At 47.7% G+C, this 20,263-nt stretch carries 13 protein-coding genes and 2 pseudogenes; 7 read left to right on the top strand and 8 right to left on the bottom strand.

The window, feature by feature from the left end; all coding sequences use genetic code 11:
• The coding region (locus HEN21_RS22950) for a hypothetical protein (protein ID WP_244498951.1) at nt 1-121 on the bottom strand (121 nt) is incomplete at its 3' end.
• An 845-nt stretch (nt 122-966) separates the two neighbouring features.
• On the opposite strand from HEN21_RS22950, the gene HEN21_RS01630 reads away from it, so the two are divergent.
• Nucleotides 967-5,850 carry an inverse autotransporter beta domain-containing protein gene (locus HEN21_RS01630; protein WP_176252733.1) on the top strand — a complete coding sequence of 1,628 codons (4,884 nt, stop codon included), beginning with the start codon at nt 967-969 and terminating at the stop codon, nt 5,848-5,850.
• A gap of 149 nt (nt 5,851-5,999) precedes the next feature.
• On the opposite strand, the gene HEN21_RS01625 is transcribed toward HEN21_RS01630, so the two are convergent.
• Entirely contained in the window at nt 6,000-6,857 is an 858-nt protein-coding gene (locus tag HEN21_RS01625) for a helix-turn-helix domain-containing protein (protein WP_176241070.1), read from the bottom strand.
• Nucleotides 6,858-7,167: 310 nt separating this feature from the next.
• On the opposite strand from HEN21_RS01625, the pseudogene HEN21_RS01620 reads away from it, so the two are divergent.
• The 3 genes and pseudogenes from HEN21_RS01620 to HEN21_RS23355 form a co-directional block, all read left to right on the top strand.
• A pseudogene (locus HEN21_RS01620) lies at nt 7,168-7,812 on the top strand (ISNCY family transposase); the annotation flags it as partial.
• Between the two features lie 468 nt (nt 7,813-8,280).
• The gene (locus tag HEN21_RS01615) at nt 8,281-8,595 is read left to right on the top strand and encodes a helix-turn-helix domain-containing protein (RefSeq protein ID WP_176241071.1); all 315 of its coding nucleotides are present in this window, start codon (nt 8,281-8,283) and stop codon (nt 8,593-8,595) included.
• Nucleotides 8,517-9,029, top strand: a pseudogene (locus HEN21_RS23355) (ISNCY family transposase); the annotation flags it as partial. The gene HEN21_RS01615 and the pseudogene HEN21_RS23355, both read left to right, overlap by 79 nt.
• Before the next feature lie 142 nt (nt 9,030-9,171).
• Here the strand turns inward: HEN21_RS23355 and HEN21_RS01605 are convergent.
• Nucleotides 9,172-10,365, bottom strand: a complete 1,194-nt coding sequence (locus HEN21_RS01605; RefSeq protein WP_176252734.1) for an MFS transporter — start codon at nt 10,363-10,365, stop codon at nt 9,172-9,174.
• A 177-nt stretch (nt 10,366-10,542) separates the two neighbouring features.
• A complete protein-coding gene (locus HEN21_RS01600; RefSeq protein WP_176252735.1) occupies nt 10,543-11,679 on the bottom strand; it encodes an alpha/beta hydrolase in 1,137 nt (378 codons plus the stop codon).
• Nucleotides 11,680-11,852: 173 nt separating this feature from the next.
• Between HEN21_RS01600 and HEN21_RS01595 the strand changes: the two genes are divergently transcribed.
• Nucleotides 11,853-12,737, top strand: a complete 885-nt coding sequence (locus HEN21_RS01595) for a LysR family transcriptional regulator (protein ID WP_001119030.1) — start codon at nt 11,853-11,855, stop codon at nt 12,735-12,737.
• A 463-nt stretch (nt 12,738-13,200) separates the two neighbouring features.
• Nucleotides 13,201-13,641: a GNAT family N-acetyltransferase gene (locus tag HEN21_RS01590; RefSeq protein ID WP_000243017.1), complete on the top strand. Its 441-nt coding sequence runs from the start codon at nt 13,201-13,203 to the stop codon at nt 13,639-13,641.
• A 145-nt stretch (nt 13,642-13,786) separates the two neighbouring features.
• On the opposite strand, the gene HEN21_RS01585 is transcribed toward HEN21_RS01590, so the two are convergent.
• Nucleotides 13,787-14,740: a hypothetical protein gene (locus tag HEN21_RS01585; protein WP_176252736.1), complete on the bottom strand. Its 954-nt coding sequence runs from the start codon at nt 14,738-14,740 to the stop codon at nt 13,787-13,789.
• Nucleotides 14,741-15,123: 383 nt separating this feature from the next.
• Here HEN21_RS01585 and tam point away from each other — a divergent pair, with 383 nt between their 5' ends.
• Nucleotides 15,124-15,882, top strand: coding sequence for a trans-aconitate 2-methyltransferase (tam, locus tag HEN21_RS01580; protein WP_105284866.1), 759 nt, complete (start codon nt 15,124-15,126; stop codon nt 15,880-15,882).
• 3 nt (nt 15,883-15,885) lie between these two features.
• On the opposite strand, the gene HEN21_RS01575 is transcribed toward tam, so the two are convergent.
• The 3 genes from HEN21_RS01575 to HEN21_RS01565 all read right to left on the bottom strand — a co-directional run bounded on the left by HEN21_RS01575 (nt 15,886) and on the right by HEN21_RS01565 (nt 20,219).
• Complete coding sequence (locus HEN21_RS01575) at nt 15,886-16,800, bottom strand: bestrophin family protein (protein WP_010356749.1); 915 nt, start codon at nt 16,798-16,800, stop codon at nt 15,886-15,888.
• A 322-nt stretch (nt 16,801-17,122) separates the two neighbouring features.
• Nucleotides 17,123-18,574 carry a tagaturonate reductase gene (uxaB, locus tag HEN21_RS01570; protein ID WP_176252737.1) on the bottom strand — a complete coding sequence of 484 codons (1,452 nt, stop codon included), beginning with the start codon at nt 18,572-18,574 and terminating at the stop codon, nt 17,123-17,125.
• 226 nt (nt 18,575-18,800) lie between these two features.
• Complete coding sequence (locus HEN21_RS01565) at nt 18,801-20,219, bottom strand: GGDEF domain-containing protein (RefSeq protein ID WP_000558028.1); 1,419 nt, start codon at nt 20,217-20,219, stop codon at nt 18,801-18,803.
• Between the last annotated feature and the right edge of the window lie 44 nt (nt 20,220-20,263).

Raw genomic sequence — 20,263 nt, 5'->3', positions numbered from 1 at the left:
TGTCATCGCGCATTTCGTGCAGCGGAAAACGTTTAGATTCCGCGATAGTGGAAATAGATTTCGCACCAAAACGTGAATCGAGTAGTTCTGACCTTAAATCCGTTACTTGCTTCTTATCCATTTCAAACTCCTTAAAATGATTGGATCGCATTAAAAAAAGTAGGATTTATCGATAAAGTAAGCAAGCGTAATGGCTTTGGTTTTAAATAACAAAATCCTAACCGATTTTTGATTTTCGGAATAAGCACGGTGTATTTTTCATAATTAATTACAATGAGATATAACAGTTTCCGATAAGGGGTGTTGAGTTATATGTTGTTATTTTTCTGTAATTTTCCTACGCAACATGATTATCACATAAAAATCAGCCCGTAAAATATCATTATTCGTCATCATTAATTTATGAAAGCGGTGGATAATATTGTCAAATAACAAAGGTTATTACTGGAATCTCAGCCAACCATGTTAACGAGTGATTTTTATTTCTACAGCCATAGTCCAGTATAGATGTGCGCAGATAATAACGATGCGGAAAATTAAGTAATATCTATAAGATATTTCCTGGTCGAAGATCACATGACTATAAATGAGGATTGACATACCACCGAAGGCTTATTGACTTATTTTAGCTGTAATGCACCCCATCTACGGAAGGCCAGTTGCGATTACTAAATAATAACTACGCAACCGTAATTTAGTCAGCATCCAATAGAACTTACCCCTTTATATTAGCTCTTGCACAAAAAGCTAAATTCATATTTACAAACAAAAATATAATCCCGGCCCTGTCACCAGATGAGTAATTGCAACCACTGAATGTTCAGGGTGGCGATGCGCTTTCTTTCATAAAGGTATTTCCTTTTCTGCGGAAAAGGAAACCGGGAAATATCCGGTTTTTCTGACAAGCAAACGTTTTTATATGCGTTTGCTTATGTTCGTTAATTCGTTCATCAGGAAATTATCTCAATGTCACGTTTTAAAAAAGCTAATAAACAACCACGCTTTCGTTATTCAGCCCTGGCTCACTGCGTGGCGTGGGCAAACATCTCTATTCAGGTTCTTTTTCCACTGGCTGTCACCTTTACGCCGACAATGACGGCGCGAGCGGCTCTGCCTCGTCTAAGTACGGAAAATACTGCGGTTGCTACTGACAATAATGCAGAAAAAAATATCGCGTCGTTTGCCGCGAATGCCGGTAAATTTTTAAGCAGTCAGCCGGATAGCGATGCGACACGCAATTTTGTTACCGGAATGGCCACAGCTAAGGCTACCCAGGAAATCCAGGAGTGGCTTGGAAAATATGGTACGGCGCGTGTCAAATTGAATGTCGATAAAGATTTCTCGCTGAAAGACTCTTCGCTGGAAATGCTTTATCCGATTTATGATACGCCTTCAGATATGCTATTCACTCAGGGGGCAATACATCGTACCGACGATCGTACTCAGTCAAATATTGGTTTCGGCTGGCGTCATTTTTCAGGCAATGACTGGATGGCGGGGCTGAACACATTTATCGATCATGATTTATCCCGTAGTCATACCCGTATTGGCGTTGGTGCGGAATACTGGCGTGATTATCTGAAACTGAGTGCCAATGGTTATATCCGGGCTTCTGGCTGGAAAAAATCGCCAGATATTGAAGATTATCAAGAGCGTCCGGCTAATGGTTGGGATATCCGCGCAGAGGGATATTTACCGGCCTGGCCGCAGCTTGGCGCAAGCCTGATGTATGAACAATATTATGGCGATGAGGTAGGGCTGTTTGGTAAAGATAAGCGCCAGAAAGACCCACATGCCATTTCCGCCGAGGTGAACTATACGCCAGTGCCTCTTCTGACACTGAGTGCAGAGCACAAGCAGGGCAAGAGCGGTCAGAATGACACTCGCTTTGGTCTGGAAGTTAACTACCGGTTTGGCGAGCCTCTGGAGAAACAACTCGATACGGATAGCATTCGCGAGCGTCGGGTACTCGCAGGCAGCCGTTATGATCTGGTTGAACGTAATAACAACATTGTTCTTGAGTATCGCAAAGCTGAGGTGATCCGTATTGCTCTGCCTGATCGTATTGAAGGTAAGGGTGGACAGACGGTTTCGCTTGGTCTTGTAGTCAGCAAAGCAACTCACGGTCTGAAAAATGTGCAATGGGAAGCGCCGTCCTTGCTGGCCGCAGGCGGTAAAATTACCGGTCAGGGTAACCAGTGGCAAGTGACGCTCCCGGCTTATCAGGCAGGCAAAGACAATTATTACGCAATTTCTGCGGTCGCATACGATAACAAAGGCAATGCCTCAAAACGCGTACAGACTGAGGTGGTTATCACCGGGGCAGGTATGAGCGCCGATCGCACTACGTTAACGCTTGACGGTCAGAGCCGTATCCAAATGCTTGCTAACGGGAGTGCGCAAAAGCCGCTGGTTCTGTCTCTGCGAGACGCCGAAGGGCAGCCAATCACGGGTATGAAAGATCAGATCAAAACTGAACTGACGTTTAAACCTGCCGGAAACATCGTAACGCGTGGCATTAAGTCTGCTAAATCACAGGCACAACCAACTCTGGGGGAGATCACCGAAACAGAAGCTGGGGTGTACCAGTCGGTCTTCACCACCGGTACGCAATCAGGTGAAGCAACCATTACGGTGAGCGTTGATGGCATGAGCAAAACCGTCACTGCTGAACTGCGTGCCACTATGATGGATGTGACAAAATCGACTCTGAGTGTGAATGAGCCGTCAGGTGACGTGGTTGCCAATGGTCAGCAATCCTACACGCTGACGCTTACTGCCGTGGATACCGATGGCAACCCTGTGACGGGAGAAGCCAGCCGTCTGCGATTTGTTCCACAGGATAGCAATGGCGTTACCATTGGCAGCATTTCGGAGACAAACCCAGGTGTTTACAGCGCCACGGTTTCTTCGACCCGCGCCGGAAACATTGTTGTGTGTGCTTTTAGCGAGCAGTATCAGTTGGGAACGTTACAACAAACGCTGAAGTTTGTCGCCGGACCGCTTGATACAGCGCATTTAACCATCACCCTGAACCCGGATAAACCGGTAGTTGGTGGCACGCTTACAGCTATCTGGGCAGCAAAAGATGCCTATGACAACCCGGTGACCGGTCTCACTCCAGATACACCGTCATTAACGGGGGCTGCCGCTGCGGATTCTTCAGTTTCAGGCTGGACGGATAATGGCGATGGGACGTGGACTGCGCAGATTTCTCTGGGTACTACGGCGGGTGAATTAATTGTTATGCCGAAGCTCAACGGCCAGGATGCAGCAGCTAATGCGGCTAAAGTGACCGTGGTAGCTGATGCTTTATCTTCAGGCCAGTCGAAAGTATCCGTTGCATCGGATCGCGTAAAAGCAGGGGAAAGCACGACTGTGACGTTTGTGGCAAAAGATGCGCATGGTAACGCAATCAGCGGTCTTTCCCTGTCGACAAGCCTGACGGGAGCTGCGTCTGAAGGGGCGAACGTTTCCAGCTGGAGCGAGCAAGGCGATGGTTCCTATGTCGCTACGCTGACCACCGGCGGAAAGGCAGGTGATCTTCGCATTATGCCGTTATTCAACGGTCAGCCAGCTGCCACCGACGCTGCGCAGTTGACTGTCGTCGCGGGGGATCAGGCAGTTTCTACTTCAACGCTGACAGTAAAAGATGCCAATCTTGCTATTGAAAGCACGACGGAACTGACTTTCTCCGCCAGAGACCAGTTTGGAAACGCGCTTACTGATATCGACACCGCTAAACTTGGCGCATCGCTTTCCGGTGACGCCGCGTCTGGTAGTTCGGTCACAGGCTGGAGCCATAAAGGCAACGGCGAATACACGGCTGTTCTGCGTTCGGGAACGCGGGCAGGCGCGCTGAACATTATGCCGCAGATCGATGGCAAAAACGCTACAGCACAGGCAACTCCGGTTAACGTTAAAGCGGGGGCTATTGCGGTTGACCACTCGGAAATGACCGTATCAAAAACGTCGATTACCGCAGGCGAAAGCATCACGCTGACGCTGACTGTGAAGGATAAATTCGGCAACGCAATCACCGGTATTACACCGGAAACACCGCAATTTGGTGGTGATGCATACAACGTCAACCAGCAGCGTCCATCCGTCAGTCAGTGGACGGAGAAGGGCAATGGAACCTATACGGCGATGCTGACTGCTGGCGCAACGGGAGTTGGTGAGCTAACCATCATGCCGCGCGTTGATGGCGCTGATGCTCTGAAGCAGGCGGTTTCTGTCACCATCGCCGCCGGGGAGATGTCGTTAGTGAACTCCACGCTTGTTGCAGATAATGAAGCCCCGATGATCAAAACGACGACACAATTGACCTTCACGGCAAAGGATGCGAACGGTAACCCTGTAAGTGGTCTGAAACCTGATGCTCCAGAATTTAGTGGCGTAGCCAGCACAGGGACGGAACAACCTTCGGCAGGAGCCTGGACGGAACAAAGCAATGGCACCTATGTTACGACGTTAACCACAGGCTCTGCAGCCGGTCAACTGGTTATCTGGCCCCGAGTGAATGGCAAAGATGCTGCTTCGAAACCGCTACTGCTGAACGTTGTGGGTAACGCTTCTGAGGCTAACATTCACGATATTTCAGTGAATGTTGATAACCAACTGGCTGATGGACAGTCCGCCAACAAGGTTACCCTGACCGTAACGGATTCCTATGGTAACCCGTTGCAGGATCAAACGGTAACACTGACTCTGCCTGAGGGGGTGAGCAGCAAGACGGGGAATACGGTAACAACGAATGCGGCAGGTAAAGCCGATATTGAGCTGATGTCCACCATTGCCGGGGAACACACAATCACGGCCTCGGTGAAGAAAAATCAGAAGACTGCCACGGTGAAGTTCAAAGCGGATGCCAAAACCGGTCAGGCAAGCCTTCAGGTTGATACTGCCGATCAAAAAGCAGCAAACGGCAAAGATGCCTTTACGCTGATGGCAACTGTTGAGGATAAAAACGGCAACCCTGTTCCCGGAACTATGGTCGCCTTTAATCTGCCTCGGGGCGTCACACCACTTAATGACGAGAGTACCTGGGTGAAGACCAGCGATGAAGGTAAAGCCGAGCTGCGAGTCGTTTCTGTGACTGCGGGAACGTATGCAATCACCGCAACGGCAGGAAATGACCAGATGTCGGATGCGCAGAGCATCACGTTTGTTGCTGACAAGGCTACGGCAACCATCTCGAGTATTGAGGTGATTGGCAACCGCGCACTGGCAGATGGTAAAGCCAAACAGACTTATAAAGTTACGGTTACTGATGCCAATAACAACCTTGTGCAAGGTAGTGAAGTGACGCTGACCGCCAGCCCGACAACGTTAGATCTGGAGCCGAACGGGACTGCAACAACTAATGAGCAAGGGCAGGCTGTATTCACCGCTTCTACCACTAAAGCGGCGATATATACGCTAACTGCGAAAGTGAATCGGACCGACGGTCAGGTATCGACGAAAACTGCCGAATCCAGATTCGTTGCGGATGATAAAAATGCAGTACTTGCTGCATCATCTGATGTAGAAGATCTGGTGGCAGACGGGAAGACTACCGCAACGCTGGAGGTTACTCTGATGTCGGCAGACAACCCCGTTGGAGGGAATATGTGGGTCGACATTCAGGCTCCTGCAGGGGTGACGGAGGATGATTACCAGTTCCTGCCGTCGAAAGCTGACCATTTCGTGAACGGGAAAATCACGCGTAAATTCAGTACTACTAAGCCAGGGGTATATAAATTCACATTCAACACTCTGACGTATGGTGGGTACGAAATGCAGCCAGTGACGGTGACTATTAACGCTGTGAAAGCTGCTACTGAAGAGGGTGAGGAGGCAGTAAAATAATTTTCCCCGGAATGAAAAATTCGCTGTAATAAAGAATAATGGCGTCGACATTCTCAACGCCATTATTCCACTAAATACCTACCCTGGTACTGATTAGACGGTAGCAGGGTAGGGTAATCCTTAATCTGAGAATGTGACACAGATACAAACTAAGCTGGGCGAACGGGGATGAAAATTTCGCAAACAACATAATTGCTATCCTTTTCTACGAAAGTTTTATCGTAGTAAAATCGCTCAATATCACTGCCGTTGACTCTGACTAACCCCCTGGCAGGCAGTTCTATCAGATACAGGTTCCGCACCCAGTTCGCGTAGTGCTCCCAATCTCCTTCATAGCGGAAAGATGCATAAAGCCCTCCAGCCGTTATCCATTCCTTTGGCATGTCTGTATCCGCATGGTTGCATACAGTACCGGCGAAAGTTTCAACTGTGAGCAAATCTACCGATTTTGTTGATGGTGTATACGCTGAGACGTAATAGATATCCATCTTCAAATTTTGAAGACACCGGGATAAATGATTACGGCGCAGTTTTACTTCTTCATCTGGTGGCGTATTAGACAGCTCAATATCATATTTAAATGCATTGCCAAAAATACGTGTTTCAGGAAGATGGATTAATGTGCAATCTGTCTTTTGATGTTGACGCGTTAATAACGGGGGTAAAATATTTGTTAGATCCCAAAAATCACGGTGCCGATATTCTCTGGGAGAACATCCAAACAATTTTTTAAATTCACGACTGAATGACTGCTGTGAATCAAAATGCAAAGAGAGCGCAATATCAAGCATTGATTTGGCAGTAAGTCTGACAAGAATGGCTGCCCGACAAAGTCTTCGTTTGCGGATGTATGCGCCCAGGGGCATATGCATGTAGTTTCTAAACAGAAGTTGAATATTGCGTCTGCTGTAGCCAGATTTCTGTGCGATATCTTCGATTGAGATAGGGTGATCGAGATTGCACTCAATCCACTCCAGGAGCTGCTGTAAAATCTTCTGCCTGATCATAACATTCTCCATTTATCTTTAGTCACTTTGCACATTTTCCTGGCGACAATGGCTTTGAGTATATCAAAAACAGAAATGCCCGAGGCAAAACGATTCATAGTGCCTGTCGGGTAATGGGGAGGGAGCATGTACATTAAAGCTATGAGGTCGGTACGGTGGTCAGGTGTATGTTGATATCTTGTATTTAACATAATATACATTATGCGCACCAAGGTTGTAGCTCCCATATTCTAATCATTTAGAGATGTCACTTTTTCTGGCATAAAGGATTGAACCTTATTGCCGTGGAGACATCAGGATGCTAGTGACCATGTCAGATAAAGAACTGAACAGGATTAATGTCATTCAGTCGGTTGTCGAAAAGCGCATGCGCCGTCGTGATGCTGCACACCAACTTGCTCTGACCGAACGTCAGACTCAGCGTTTGATGAACCGCTTTCGTGAATCTGGTGCTGCAGGTCTGGCAAACCTTCGACGAGGACGCCCCGGTAATCACAGACTTTCTGAGTCACTGAAGTTGCGAGTACTTTCTTTACTTCACGATAACTACAGTGACTTTGGACCAACGCTTGCCGCAGAAAAATTGCGCGAACGCCATAACATCACGGTGTCTGTTGAAACGCTCAGAAAATGGATGACGGCTGATGGACTCTGGGTCCCATACTCGCGTCGCAAGCCACGTGTTCATCAACCCAGATACCGGCGTGACTGCCTCGAAGAACTTGTTCAGATTGATGGTTCCCCGCATGACTGGTTTGAAGGACGTGCGCCGAAATGCTGCCTGCTCGTCTTTGTTGATGACGCTACTGGCCGCCTGATGCACCTGCGCTTTGGTGAGACTGAATCAGCCTTTGATTACATGATGGCCACTCGTGAGTATCTTGAGCAACACGGCAAACCCCTGGCGTTTTACAGTGATAAGCACGGCATTTTCAGGGTCAATAATGGTGACCGGTGTTACGCATGAACTCGAACGCGATGGTAAGCGTGATCGGAGCAAAAAGATGCCTAAACGACGCGCACAAGCCAGGGTTCAGGAGCAACTCAGGGCAATTAACCCGGTTTTGGCAAATCCCGAGGAATTCAGGGCCAGCCTAAAACGCTGACCCCTGCTCTTTTTTATTCAACTACACAAAAGAGTCAGGACATTGCTTGCTAATTGTTTCAGAAATTTCTCGGATCAGTTCAGCGCACCCAAGAATAAAAGCATTATCTGCTTTGATGAGAGATCTTATCGCTGAAACATCCCCTTCTTCGTAAACTGGAGTGTGGGGAGTTTCAACATCAAATTCAAGAACATTGATCTTGGTTACAAGTTGCCTGTAACTTGCACCATCTCCATGTGCTTCAGCTCTTCATGGATGACGCCACCGGTCGTCTGATGCACCTGCGATTCTGTGATTCAGAAAATGCGTTCGACTACATGATGGCCACCCAGCAATACATTGATAATAAACGTTACCGTGAGCTGGGACCTGCCGGTCTGGTCAGCCAGCGCAGGGGAAAGCCCGGCAACCATCAGTTAAACACTGCCATCAGAGACCAGACCCTGCAGTTTATTCGCACACGTGGTCGGGGGATGAATCCGTCTGCAATCTGGCGAATTCTGACCACAGAATACGGTGTCCGGATTTCAAAAGAGACCGTGCGGAAAATGATGATTACAACCGGCGCTTTGCGAAATCGCCTCGGCATGACTTTGATGTTCACCGGCCACTTGAAACTGATGATGATCTAGCCGCATCTTTCACATGGCGGGAACTGCGACGTGTTTCAAAATCTTTAACGGTGCAGTACTTTATCTGATTGAAGATAATGAGATGAGTTAAGCCGCAGGGCTATCGGGAAATATATCGAGGTCTGGCATTACCCGGAAGGTCGTAAAGAACTCTGCCTTAACGGTGAAGCTCTTCCCTACTCCACCTATGATCGGCTCCAGGAAATCGACCAGGGGGCTATCGTGGACAACAAACGACTCGGACGTACCCTTGAATTTATCAAACTGTTTCAGGATAAACGCGATAATAACCGTTCACAGGCACTCCCTGCCGGTGATGGCCCAGAAAACCAGGCGAAAAGAAATCGCAACGTTCACTGAATGGTGACGATATGCTTGATGCGTTGAAGACGTTACAGTCCCGTTCTGAAGAAATTTTCGGTACAAGGAAATGACGAAGCTCTGAAGGCTGACATAATCCCACCCTTCACAGAACTGAATTGCCAGAGACATTAATGTCCGCTTTGAGCGAGGAGCGGTCATTAGCCCCTCAGCCGTATGCCTTAAAGAGCGTACGCCAGAAATAAAAGGATTGCGCTACTGCGCATTCCTACTTTGACGGGATGTGACCCATGTCATCGCCACCGCACCCAGAAGTAACAAACCACTTAAACCAAAAGCACTTCTCCATCCCAGACTGTCGAATACCAGACCTCCAGCCGTTGAACCAAGTGCAATAGATAGCTGAATCACCGCAACCATGAGGCCTCCCCCCGTCTCTGCATCTTCGGGTAACGCACGTGCTATCCATGTCCACCACCCCGTTGGCGCAGCCGTTGCAAGTAGCCCCCACAGGCTGAGTAAAACGGCAACAGCCCAGATGTGGTGTCCGACCAGCAGTAACGCACCGGTAATCGCTGCCATAAGCAACGGGATCATGATTAATGTCTTATAAAATATGGTGTTCAGGAATGTTGAGACGAGCATTGTGCCGACAAAACCTGCTACACCTATTGCGAGCAAAATCAGAGAAAGATCAGAAGCTCCCACTCTGGTGACGCTTTCCAGAAAGGGGCGCACGTAGGTAAATAAAGCAAACTGTCCCATAAAGAAGAGCCCACAGGCCAGCAGTCCCGTTGGTACGATGGCGACACTGAACAGACGAAGCACAGACCCCTGTGGTTTATGTGTTTTATCGCTTTCCATCGAAGGCAGGCTGATCCATTGCCAGATGAACGCAGCTATCGCAAGGGGGACCAGACATAAAAAGGTGCCATGCCAACCGATGGTTGTCCCCAGATAGCTACCAAGCGGCGCAGCCACAACGGTGGCCAGCGCGTTGCCGCCGTTAAAAATTGCCAGTGCGCGGGGGACCTGGTGCTGCGGCACGAGCCGAATGGCGGTTGCAGCCGACATTGACCAGAATCCTCCGATGACGACGCCAATCAGAGCCCTCCCCAGCATATAAACCGGATAGTTAGGCGCTATGGTGATAACTATTCCCGATATGGCCATTAAGACCGTCAGCCCCAGCAGAAGATATTTTCGATTCAGGTCTCCGACAATACGGGAGATAGTCAGACTGGTAAGCACCGCCAGCGCGCCAGACACAGCAATTCCTTGCCCTGCCAGCCCTTCGGTAACGTGTAAATCATGGGCAATGAGCGTAAGCAGGCTGACTGGCATAAACTCAGAAGCGATCAGCACAAACACGCAAAGCGTCATGGCAAATACGCCGCTCCAGTATGCATGCGTTTTTTCGTATGATTGTTTTAGACTTATAGTGAACATTATTAGCATCCCTTAATATCGAACCAGCCAGATTCAGGCGCAGTCGGGTCAGAAGTTATTCAGGGAATAACGACATAATAGTTGGGTGAGAATAGAGGGCGATGTGGCATATTCTGCATCACATCAGGCAGTTAAAAGCCACCCGTTTACGACAGGTGGCCTGGTAAACCTTTCGGGTTATCTTAAGTTTGCCTTGAAAAATTGCTCAAATTTGGCAAATGGGATCTTACCCGCAACGTTGTCATACAGATCAACATGGTTTGCCCCGGGAACAATCACTAACTCTTTCTCTTTGCTGCCGATCGCGTTAAAGGCATCTTCAGCAAAATAGCGTGAATGGGCTTTTTCGCCGGTCACGATGAGTGTAGGGATAGTAACTTCATTAGCGTAACTCAGCAGCGGCATATTCATAAATGACAGCGGCATGGTTGCATTCCAGGCACCGGTTGAGTTGACCGAACGCGCATGGAAACCACGCGGCATGCGGTAATAATCAAAGAACTCTTTCAATACCGGATTAGGATTCGTGGGCAGAGTTTCCGGTAAAATACGATCGGAAGCGGTGACGTTGCCCTTCTCATCAACGTAAATGTCATGCCCGCCTGGCGCGAAAGCGCCATTTTCCGCATCCTTCCAGCGCTGCATGTTCAGATACTGCAATACGGCACGACGATCGGCAGTGGTATAGCGGTCTTTGCCATCGCCCACGCCATGACCCATTGCACGGCTCATGTCATACATCACGCTGCTCGCCACCGCCTTGACACGCGTGTCCATCGCAGCGTCGTTTAAAGCCATGCCGCCCCATCCGCAGATACCGAGCAACCCGATACGGTTGCGATCCACCTCTTTTTGCAGGCCTAAGAAATCAACCGCCGCGCTGAAATCCTCGGTGTTGATATCCGGAGATGCGACGTTTCGCGGGTAGCCGCCGCTTTCACCCGTGTATGAAGGGTCGAAAGCCAGAGTGACAAATCCCTGTTCAGCCAGCGTCTGCGCATACAGGCCGCTGGATTGCTCTTCCACCGCCCCGAAGGGGCCACTAACAGCAATAGCGGCCAGCTTGCGATCTCCACGATCCTTCGGTATGTAGAGATCCCCGACTAAGGTGATCCCGTACCGGTTCGGAAAGGTCACCTTACGGTGATCAACTTTCGTGCTCTCAGCAAAAGTTTTATCCCATTTCTCAACCAGCGAAACGGGCGCGTTCGGATTGGTTGTATCAGCGTAACTCATTTTTGTGACTCCACTTAATGATGCGCATAACAGCATGGCGGGTATCGCAGCTGTCAATTTTTGGGTGAAAGCAGTCATCAAAATCCCCTTCATAAAATGTGCCAGATACTGGTTTCATACGGCCAACGCTGCCGTGCTTTGTTGCAACGCGCATATTATAGTTAGCACTAATAGTGCTGATTAGAGGGTAAATAATGCTAAGATTAATACCATATTGTTCTGAATTGTGATGCAGCAGCAGAGGAAGAATGATGGCGAAAAGGGAAAACTATAACGATCTCTATCTGTTTATGCAGGTCGTGCGAGAAGGGAGTTTTACCGCCGCCGCACAGAGGCTTGGTCTGGCGCAGTCAGGAATTAGCCGTGCAGTGCGCGAGCTGGAAGAACGACTGGGCGTGCAGCTTCTGGTACGCACCACGCGCAAGCTATCGCTCACCCATGCTGGCGAGTTGCTCTATAAAAACGTCGAATCTGGATTTGACGCCTTAGATATGGGGCTTGCCACGCTGGCCCATTATCGCCATACACCATCGGGTACGGTCCGTATTAATGCCAGCCAGCACGCCATTGACAAAGTACTGCTGCCGAAGCTGGCGGTGTTTAAACAACGCTACCCGGATATTCGGCTGGAGCTCATCAGTGAAAGCCGGTTTGTCGATATTATTACTGAACGCTTCGATGCCGGTATACGTCTGGGCTCGGAAGTGGATAGCGGTATGGTCGCGGTGCGTATTTCGCCCGATATGGAGATGGCCGTTGTCGGCACACCCGAGCACTTTCGTCGCTACGGATTTCCGCAAACCCCCACCGATTTAGTGGGTCATCCCTGCATCGCTTACCAGTTCGGCGACGGCAGCCTGTATGCCTGGGAACTCAATCAGGACGGTAAAAAGATCACCCATCAGCCTCAGGGACAATGGGCCTTTGCTGACAGTTATATGGAAGCCAAAGCCGCGAGGCTAGGTCTGGGACTGGCTTATGTTCCGGAGGAATTGGTGTCTGATGATATAGAACAGGGGGCGCTGATCAGAGTTTTGCAATGCTACAGCCAACGCCTGGAAGGTTCATATATCTATTATCCGCACAGAAATGTGTCACCCGCTCTACGAGCGGTTATCGATACATTGAGAATTTAAGGGATGAAGATGAGATGATTCGCAGGCCTGGGTAATAGTTGGAAAACAACGTCCGTTCCTGGCACACAGCGGACATTTCAGCTTTACCCTGCCCCGGACATCTGAACTTAGCTTTGACATAGATTGTAGAGGCTAAATTGAGATGTCCATTTCTGGCAAATATAGCCATGTCCGCGCTACAGTCTCACCACTGCTTTCAAAGGATGAGACTCATAACTACACTCGGAACTGAGTTTTTCTCAATGACCGATGTTAATCAACTCAGGCTCTTACAGGACGTGTTTGGTTCCACGCAGGCTTCGCGCCCCCAAAATTCAGCAGCCAAGGATCGACATGCTTGTACTGGTGAGCTCATTCAGCAACATTGTGCGTCCATCAGTTGAATTCACAGCGAAAAGCAACCCTGGCAACTTTAGAGAGATTGGGATATTTTTACTTAACTCTTCTGACAAAGGTTATGGCAATGGTCTTAATCAGGACCCCTGAATTAAAAGATATACCATCTCTACAAAAGCTCTTTCTGCAATTGGGTTATCAGACAGATGTAGAACGCTTAGAAAATCATATTAACCAGAAGCATACCAGTCTTAGTATTTTGGTTGCTGAAGCAGAAAAGGAACTCTGCGGGGTTATTGTGATGAATTTTATCACCCCTGTACATGAAAACGGTTTGTGGGCATTAATTTCAGCTCTGGTCATAGATGAATCGTCGCGAGGAACAGGTATCGGAAAGAAGCTTCTCATTGCCTCTGAGCAAATCGCACTGGATAAGGGATGTTCTCAAATTGAGCTTTCAAGCAGTGAACGTAGAATCAGAGCACACAAGTTTTATGAAAGCCACGGTTATCAGGAAGTGAGGAAGCGTTTTGTTAAGCTTCTCGCAGACATGCCCATTGTTAAATAACTCTCCAGCGAGGTTTGCATGTCTGATTCGGGTACGAGCGCAAGCTGATTATTATAACCACTTCGTAAGTTGTGCCACCTGGTGTATATCATCTGACTTGATGTACACCAGGTATTCTACAGTAGTAAATCCAGTGTTTTCAGGGTCAAGCCCCCTTCCCCATAATTGTATTTCTTTTCAATTTAATTGCATTCCTCAGTTCGAGGTTGAATTTAGCCTCGTCAATAAGTTTGTCCTTAAGCTCCTGTGCAATTCGCTTTAATTCCGTAAACGCAAGCGGCTTTTGCCCATGTAAGAATTGAACACCAGAACGTTCATAATACTTATCAATATGTTTTAACCTGTATTTTGCTAATTTTCTTATTTCACCTATAGAGCCCTGTTGTCCATTGTCTATTAGTCGGTTGATTGTATACTCAACAAACTCTTTTTTATCTTTTCCGAAATAACTCAAGACCAACGGAAGTAAAAAGCTTTGCATACAGATATCATATGAGAAAACCATAGAAAAATCGGCACCTAAAAGATCACAAGCCCCATCGAAATCATTATATAAAAAGATATAACGGTAAAAATCTTTAAACCTGCTAATTATACTTGCGTCAGTAACTTTGTTTGCACCAATATAGCAGCCATAAGGACTTCCTTTTGCAAACTTTATATTTTCTGTTGATTTGAAACTGTCACATCCCGCGACAATGGCCAGTAGGTTGTTCATTGTATGTTTGTTTATCATTAAAAATAAATCATTCATCTCCCCCCAGGAGATATACTTTTTAATTCCAGGGAAAAACATCCCTTCCTCAGGTGAACCATGACACTCAAAATGCACTATAGGAATTAACCCTTTTTTTATGACTCCTTTTTCCAGTTCTTTAAAGAAAGAATTCAGCATGGGGATATTATGTATCTTAACAAAAACAATAGGAATTGGCACTTTCAGACTTGATATGGATTTAAATAGTTTTGAGGCGGTATTACTTTTAAGCGTTATATCATCTGGCTTATTATTGATTTTGATGTCACTCGGGGAATCAAGATCTTCATCACCTAAAACATCAATGATGTATAAAATGTTGAATGCAAATTTTCTCGTCATATTTTATATCTCTATATCCGATAGAGTTAGTGTCCAAAATGCCATGATTTTTGCACAAAAAACTCCTTCAAACCTGGCTCCTGCCCTAAGGATATCAAAAAAAAGCCACTGTGGAATTATTCCCTTCATGGATATTTAGCTGGCAAGTATTAAAATTAGATATTGAATATTCTGTATGTTAATAGATTCATATAAAATCAACAAAAAGCTTAATATATGGATTTTATTTGTTTTAAAGTGGTTGTAATTAAAATTTACGCTTGGCTACATTTGAGTTAATCACGTAGGCCACGTACAAAGCGCGTGTTCAATGGATTGATGACGTGAGGCGAATCCATCAGTTTTATCTACACTTGGGATAATGCGCTGACGGGAGTAAAAAAATGGCTGACTGGAACCCCTCTTTATATCTGCACTTCAACGCCGAACGGTCACGACCGGCGGTAGAACTGCTTGCCAGAGTCCCTCTGGAAAACGCCAGGGAAATAGCTGATCTTGGCTGTGGCCCAGGCAATAGCACCGCCCTGCTACATCAACGTTGGCCAACGGCTAAAATTACCGGCATTGATTCGTCTCCGGCGATGATTGCCGAAGCGCGCGCAATTTTACCAGAATGTCAGTTTGTGGAAGCAGACATCCGCAATTGGCAACCGAACCATGCACTCGATCTGATTTTTGCCAATGCCTCACTGCAATGGCTGCCCGAACACTATGAACTGTTTCCGCATCTGGTATCGTTACTCAATCCGCATGGCGTGCTGGCGGTGCAAATGCCGGACAACTGGCTGGAGCCGACGCATGTATTAATGCGCGAAGTCGCCTGGGAGCAGCATTATCCGGATCGTGGACGCGAACCGCTGGCAGGCGTTCATGCTTACTACGATATTCTGAGCGAAGCTGGATGTGAGGTTGATATCTGGCGAACCACCTACTATCACCAGATGCCGTCGCACCAGGCGATTATTGACTGGGTGACAGCCACCGGATTACGCCCATGGTTGCAGGATCTGACGGAGAGTGAGCAGCAGCATTTTCTTACGCGCTACCATCAGATGCTGGAAGAACAGTATCCACTGCAGGAGAACGGGCAGATACTGTTGGCATTTCCGCGTCTGTTTATTGTTGCCCGGCGCACGGAGTAATTATTACGTCAGCTGGTAATGGCGATCGGGAAGAATCTTCGGCGGAATTTCTGTTTCGTCGTTCATCTGTAACAGGTCAATTTCAATAGCGTTGCAAATGGCATCCAACGGTAAATCATTGTTTTCAGTACCGAACGGATCTTCCAGCTCTTCCGCCAGACAATCCAGCGAAATAAAGGTGTAGGAAATTAGCACAGAGATAAAAGGCGTCATGTAATGCAGATCCACCACAAGGGCGAATGGTAGCATGATGCAAAAAAGATAAACGGTGCGATGCAAAATCAGGGTGTAAGCAAAGGGAATTGGTGTATATGCAATACGCTCGCACCCTGCCAGTACCGCAGAAATATCATTAAGACGATCGTTCAGACTAATAAACAGAATGTCAGAAAGTAGCCCGTTCCGCCGCTGAACGGCTAACCACTCACCCATTATCAATAAAATACGGTTAGCTGGAGAGTTGGAAGCCAGTACTCGCTGAAGATCTCCAGTATTAAGATAATGTGCCAGCACTTCCGCCTGTGGCTGTTTGCGTAATGTCATGCGTAAACAGTGGGCGAAGGCGATTTGTAGCCGGGCAAACTCCTTTACACTTGCCGAATCAGGCAATGTCGTTTTTACCTCACGCAGTAACGACCGTGAGGCAATCATCAACTGCCCCCAAAGTTTGCGCGCTTCAACATAACGGGCGTACCCCGCGTTATTACGAAACCCCAGAAAGATGGCGATAGCAACCCCGAGAATGCTGAACGGCGCGAGGGTAAATTTGATGCCCAAATGCGTATACCAGGGCAGCATGAAAATAACCGTGATAGAAAAGAGAAAGTTTAGTAGCAAGCGCGATGATATTTTGGATAATACTGAACCGTGCCAGACAAAAATACGGCGCAGCCAGTGTTGTTGTGGGCGAACAATCATGATTATCTTCAGGCGTGGAAAAGTCGCCCTATTAAACGTGATTGTGATCACATTCTCAAGTTCCTAATTACAAATCACCTACAAGACTACAACATTCACAGGAGCTACATTTGGCACCTGTTTATATTAAAGCATATAGGATGTTGTAACTAATATGGAATGCTAAGAAACCCGGTCGAAACCGGGTTCAGTGATTGTGCCGTTAATTGTCTGATGCGCTACGCTTATCAGGGCTACAACTAACTGAAACCATATAGTTAGTTGGTAAATCATGCTGGATGCGGTGTATAGGCCTTATCCAGCATACAAAATAATGCAAGGATCAGCACAACGGACGTACAGCTTCGCGCATCCCTTTTTCCAGAATCGCTTCCAGGTCATTAGCAACCTGCTCGACCAGACCAGGCACTTGCGTCAGATCCTGCTCCCAGTGATCTTTTTCTGCCAACACAATCGCAACCAGTTCCTGGGTGCCGATAACACGGTCACGATGCTGGCTCCAGAGTTGTTGATAACGTTCCAGCCAGTGCGCATCGTCCTGTACCGGATACGTTTCTCCGTTACGCTCTCCGCGATAGAACGCAATCAATGCCGCTAATGCGAAAGTGAGGCGCGCCGGAAGTGTGCCGTTTTCCTTCTGCCCTGCCAGCAACTGCGGCAGGATGCGGGTGCGGAACTTGGTCATACCGTTGAGCGCGATAGACAGCAGCTGATGCTTAATGTACGGGTTACGGAAACGCCCGGTGACGGCACTGGCGAAAGATTCCAGTTCATCACGTGGCAGATCCAGCACCGGAATAATCTCTTCGTAAATGGCTTTTTCAACGAATGCGCAAATTTCAGCATCGTTCATCGCTTCGCCGACGGTATCCAGCCCTGCCTGGAACGCCACTGGCACCAGCGCGGTATGTGCACCGTTAAGGATTGCTACTTTGCGCTCTTTATACGGTTTAATATCGTCAACAATCAGCACGTTAAGCGGATATTTATCCAGACGCAGTTCAGTCGCTAAGGATTTCGGCCCCTGAATCACAAACAGGTAAAAGTGTTCAGCGGTGTCGAGGAAACCATCGTGATAGCCGAGTTCAGCTTCCAGTTTAGCCACTTCATCACGCGGATAACCGGTAACAATGCGGTCCACCAGCGTAGAACAGAAACTGTTAGCCTGATCCAGCCATTGAATAAATGCTTCTGGCAGTGCCCATTCTTGTGCGTAGCGCAGCACCAGTTCACGCAACGCGTCGCCGTTGTAGTCGATCAGCTCGCACGGAATGATGATCCAACCTTTATCCGGCGCACCGTTGAAATGGCTGAAACGTTCGAACAGCAGACGCGTCAGTTTGGCCGGATAGCTTACCGCTGGCGCATCATCAAATTTGTCGCCCGCATGATAGCTAATACCCGCTTCTGTGGTGTTGGAAAAGACGAAGCGCATTTCCGGATTATGCGCAAGTTTCAGGAATTCATCGTAGTCACCGTAGACGCTGATTTCACGGTTTACAGAACGAATCAGACGCGCATCGCTGACCGCTTCTCCCTTCTCATTCAGGCCACGAATAATGGTAGTATACAGACCATCCTGCGTGCTCAGTGACGGCGGGAATGAAGTTTCAATCGGACGAACAACGACCACGCCAGAATTCAGGTCGGTGTGTTCATTCAGGAGATCAATTTGCCAGTCAACAAAGGCGCGCAGAAAGTTACCTTCACCAAACTGAATGATTCGTTCTGGATACTGTGCACCGGGAAAATCGCGACGATTTAGTGTTTTCACAATGGGTTCCCTTTTGATTAGTCATACAACCTGTTTGAATTGGTACGACAGGTTAGCAAACTTTAATACACTGAACCCCTGTTTTGATCAACTCGTGATGATTAATTAGCAGGTTTAAGATAAAAATGTGGCGCGGATCATGGTTCCATCGAGGATTCTCCTCTTTCTCCAGTCAACAGAGTGGTAGAACACATTACGCTAAAACCGTGACAAAATAACAAAGCTGTCAGACAACTTCCTCACCATAACGCATGGTACTGGTGCGGTTACGCCCGTCTTTCTTCGACCGATAGAGACACGTATCAGCTTCAACCATCAATTTATTGAAGTCATCGGTTAGTGTGCGGTATGAAGCATCCCCACTACCGACGCCGATGCTAACCGTCAGATAAAGCGTCTTTTGTTGCCAGTTGAACGGTTGCAGTTCCACGCCTTTACGAATTTTCTCCGCCATCAGCAGACCATCAACGGGATTCATTGAAGGCACGGCTACGGCAAACTCTTCGCCTCCCATTCTTGCCACCAGCCCCTTATCGCCGACAATTTTCTGAATATGCTGGGCAAACACGCTTAACACTTTATCGCCACACTCATGACCATAGTTATCGTTAATGCTTTTGAAATAGTCGATATCAAGCAGCATGACGGTCAGATATTGTGTCTGTTGCAGCGATGGACTTTTCAGCGCCTCATAAAGACCGGATCGTGAGTAAACCTGAGTCAGAAAATCAAAATCGGCTCGCAGCGCAACTTGCTTCATTAGCGAATTAATCGCTGCCACGCTAAAGGAAACCATAATTGGGCAAATCGCCATCGTCGCTATGCCGAGACGTGCGGAGAACATTTGCGGAATAGAGAACGGCGAACCGACGGCGATATCAATTACCGAATTTGCCACCAGTACGATCTCCACTGCTCCGGTGATAAAAGTCAGCAGACACGTCACCTGTGGCGTATAACGCACCGCACACCAGATTAATGCGGGCAGCGGGAACGCCAGACTCCCCGCTCCGCCAATGGCGACCGAGGCAATAACCGACACAATAAGCGCAATGACTGGCATCATCTGCTCTGCTTTAAAGCGCGGCCATACCCCAGGAATTGCCAGCGTCAGCATACAAGGAACAATCAACACGCCTGTTGAGAATTGTTCACTAAACCAGTCAGCAAGCAAAGGCCAGAAATCCAGACTATCAATACTGACCGAACCAATCGCCCCGACGATGGCACATAATAAAGCGGCAATCAGACAATAATTAAATAACCGTAATGCGCTTACTGGCTCGTACTTATTTTTCCCCAGACGCTTATCCCGCATAACCAGTAGGGCGACAGTTACGATAAACATCATATTGGATAAATTGATAACCAGTGAAACCAGCCCCCATTCGGTGGTCATGGCATCATAAACCAGCATTGCCACGTAACAGATGGCATAGTAATGCAGACGATTAAGCCAGACGTAGCGGGCAAATACCCCTGCCATCACGCCATTCAGTGGCCAGAAAAGAGAAAGTTCGTGAACCAGGCGTAGCTCTGCACCTATAAAATAGAACAGCGTCGTTAGCGCAAAAATTGCAATGCTATTACGTAGTAGATGACCTTCCTGGAACAAACGGAAAGTGGATATGGGGTGTACATGCATTAATTATCTGTCCATACAATTGCGAGTGGCAATTATCTCAACGC

The sequence above is a fragment of the Escherichia sp. 93.1518 genome, assembly GCF_013368915.2.
GTDB lineage: Bacteria > Pseudomonadota > Gammaproteobacteria > Enterobacterales > Enterobacteriaceae > Escherichia > Escherichia ruysiae.
The sequence above is the reverse complement of the archived record's forward strand: the minus strand, read 5'-3'. Positions and strand labels throughout refer to the sequence as shown.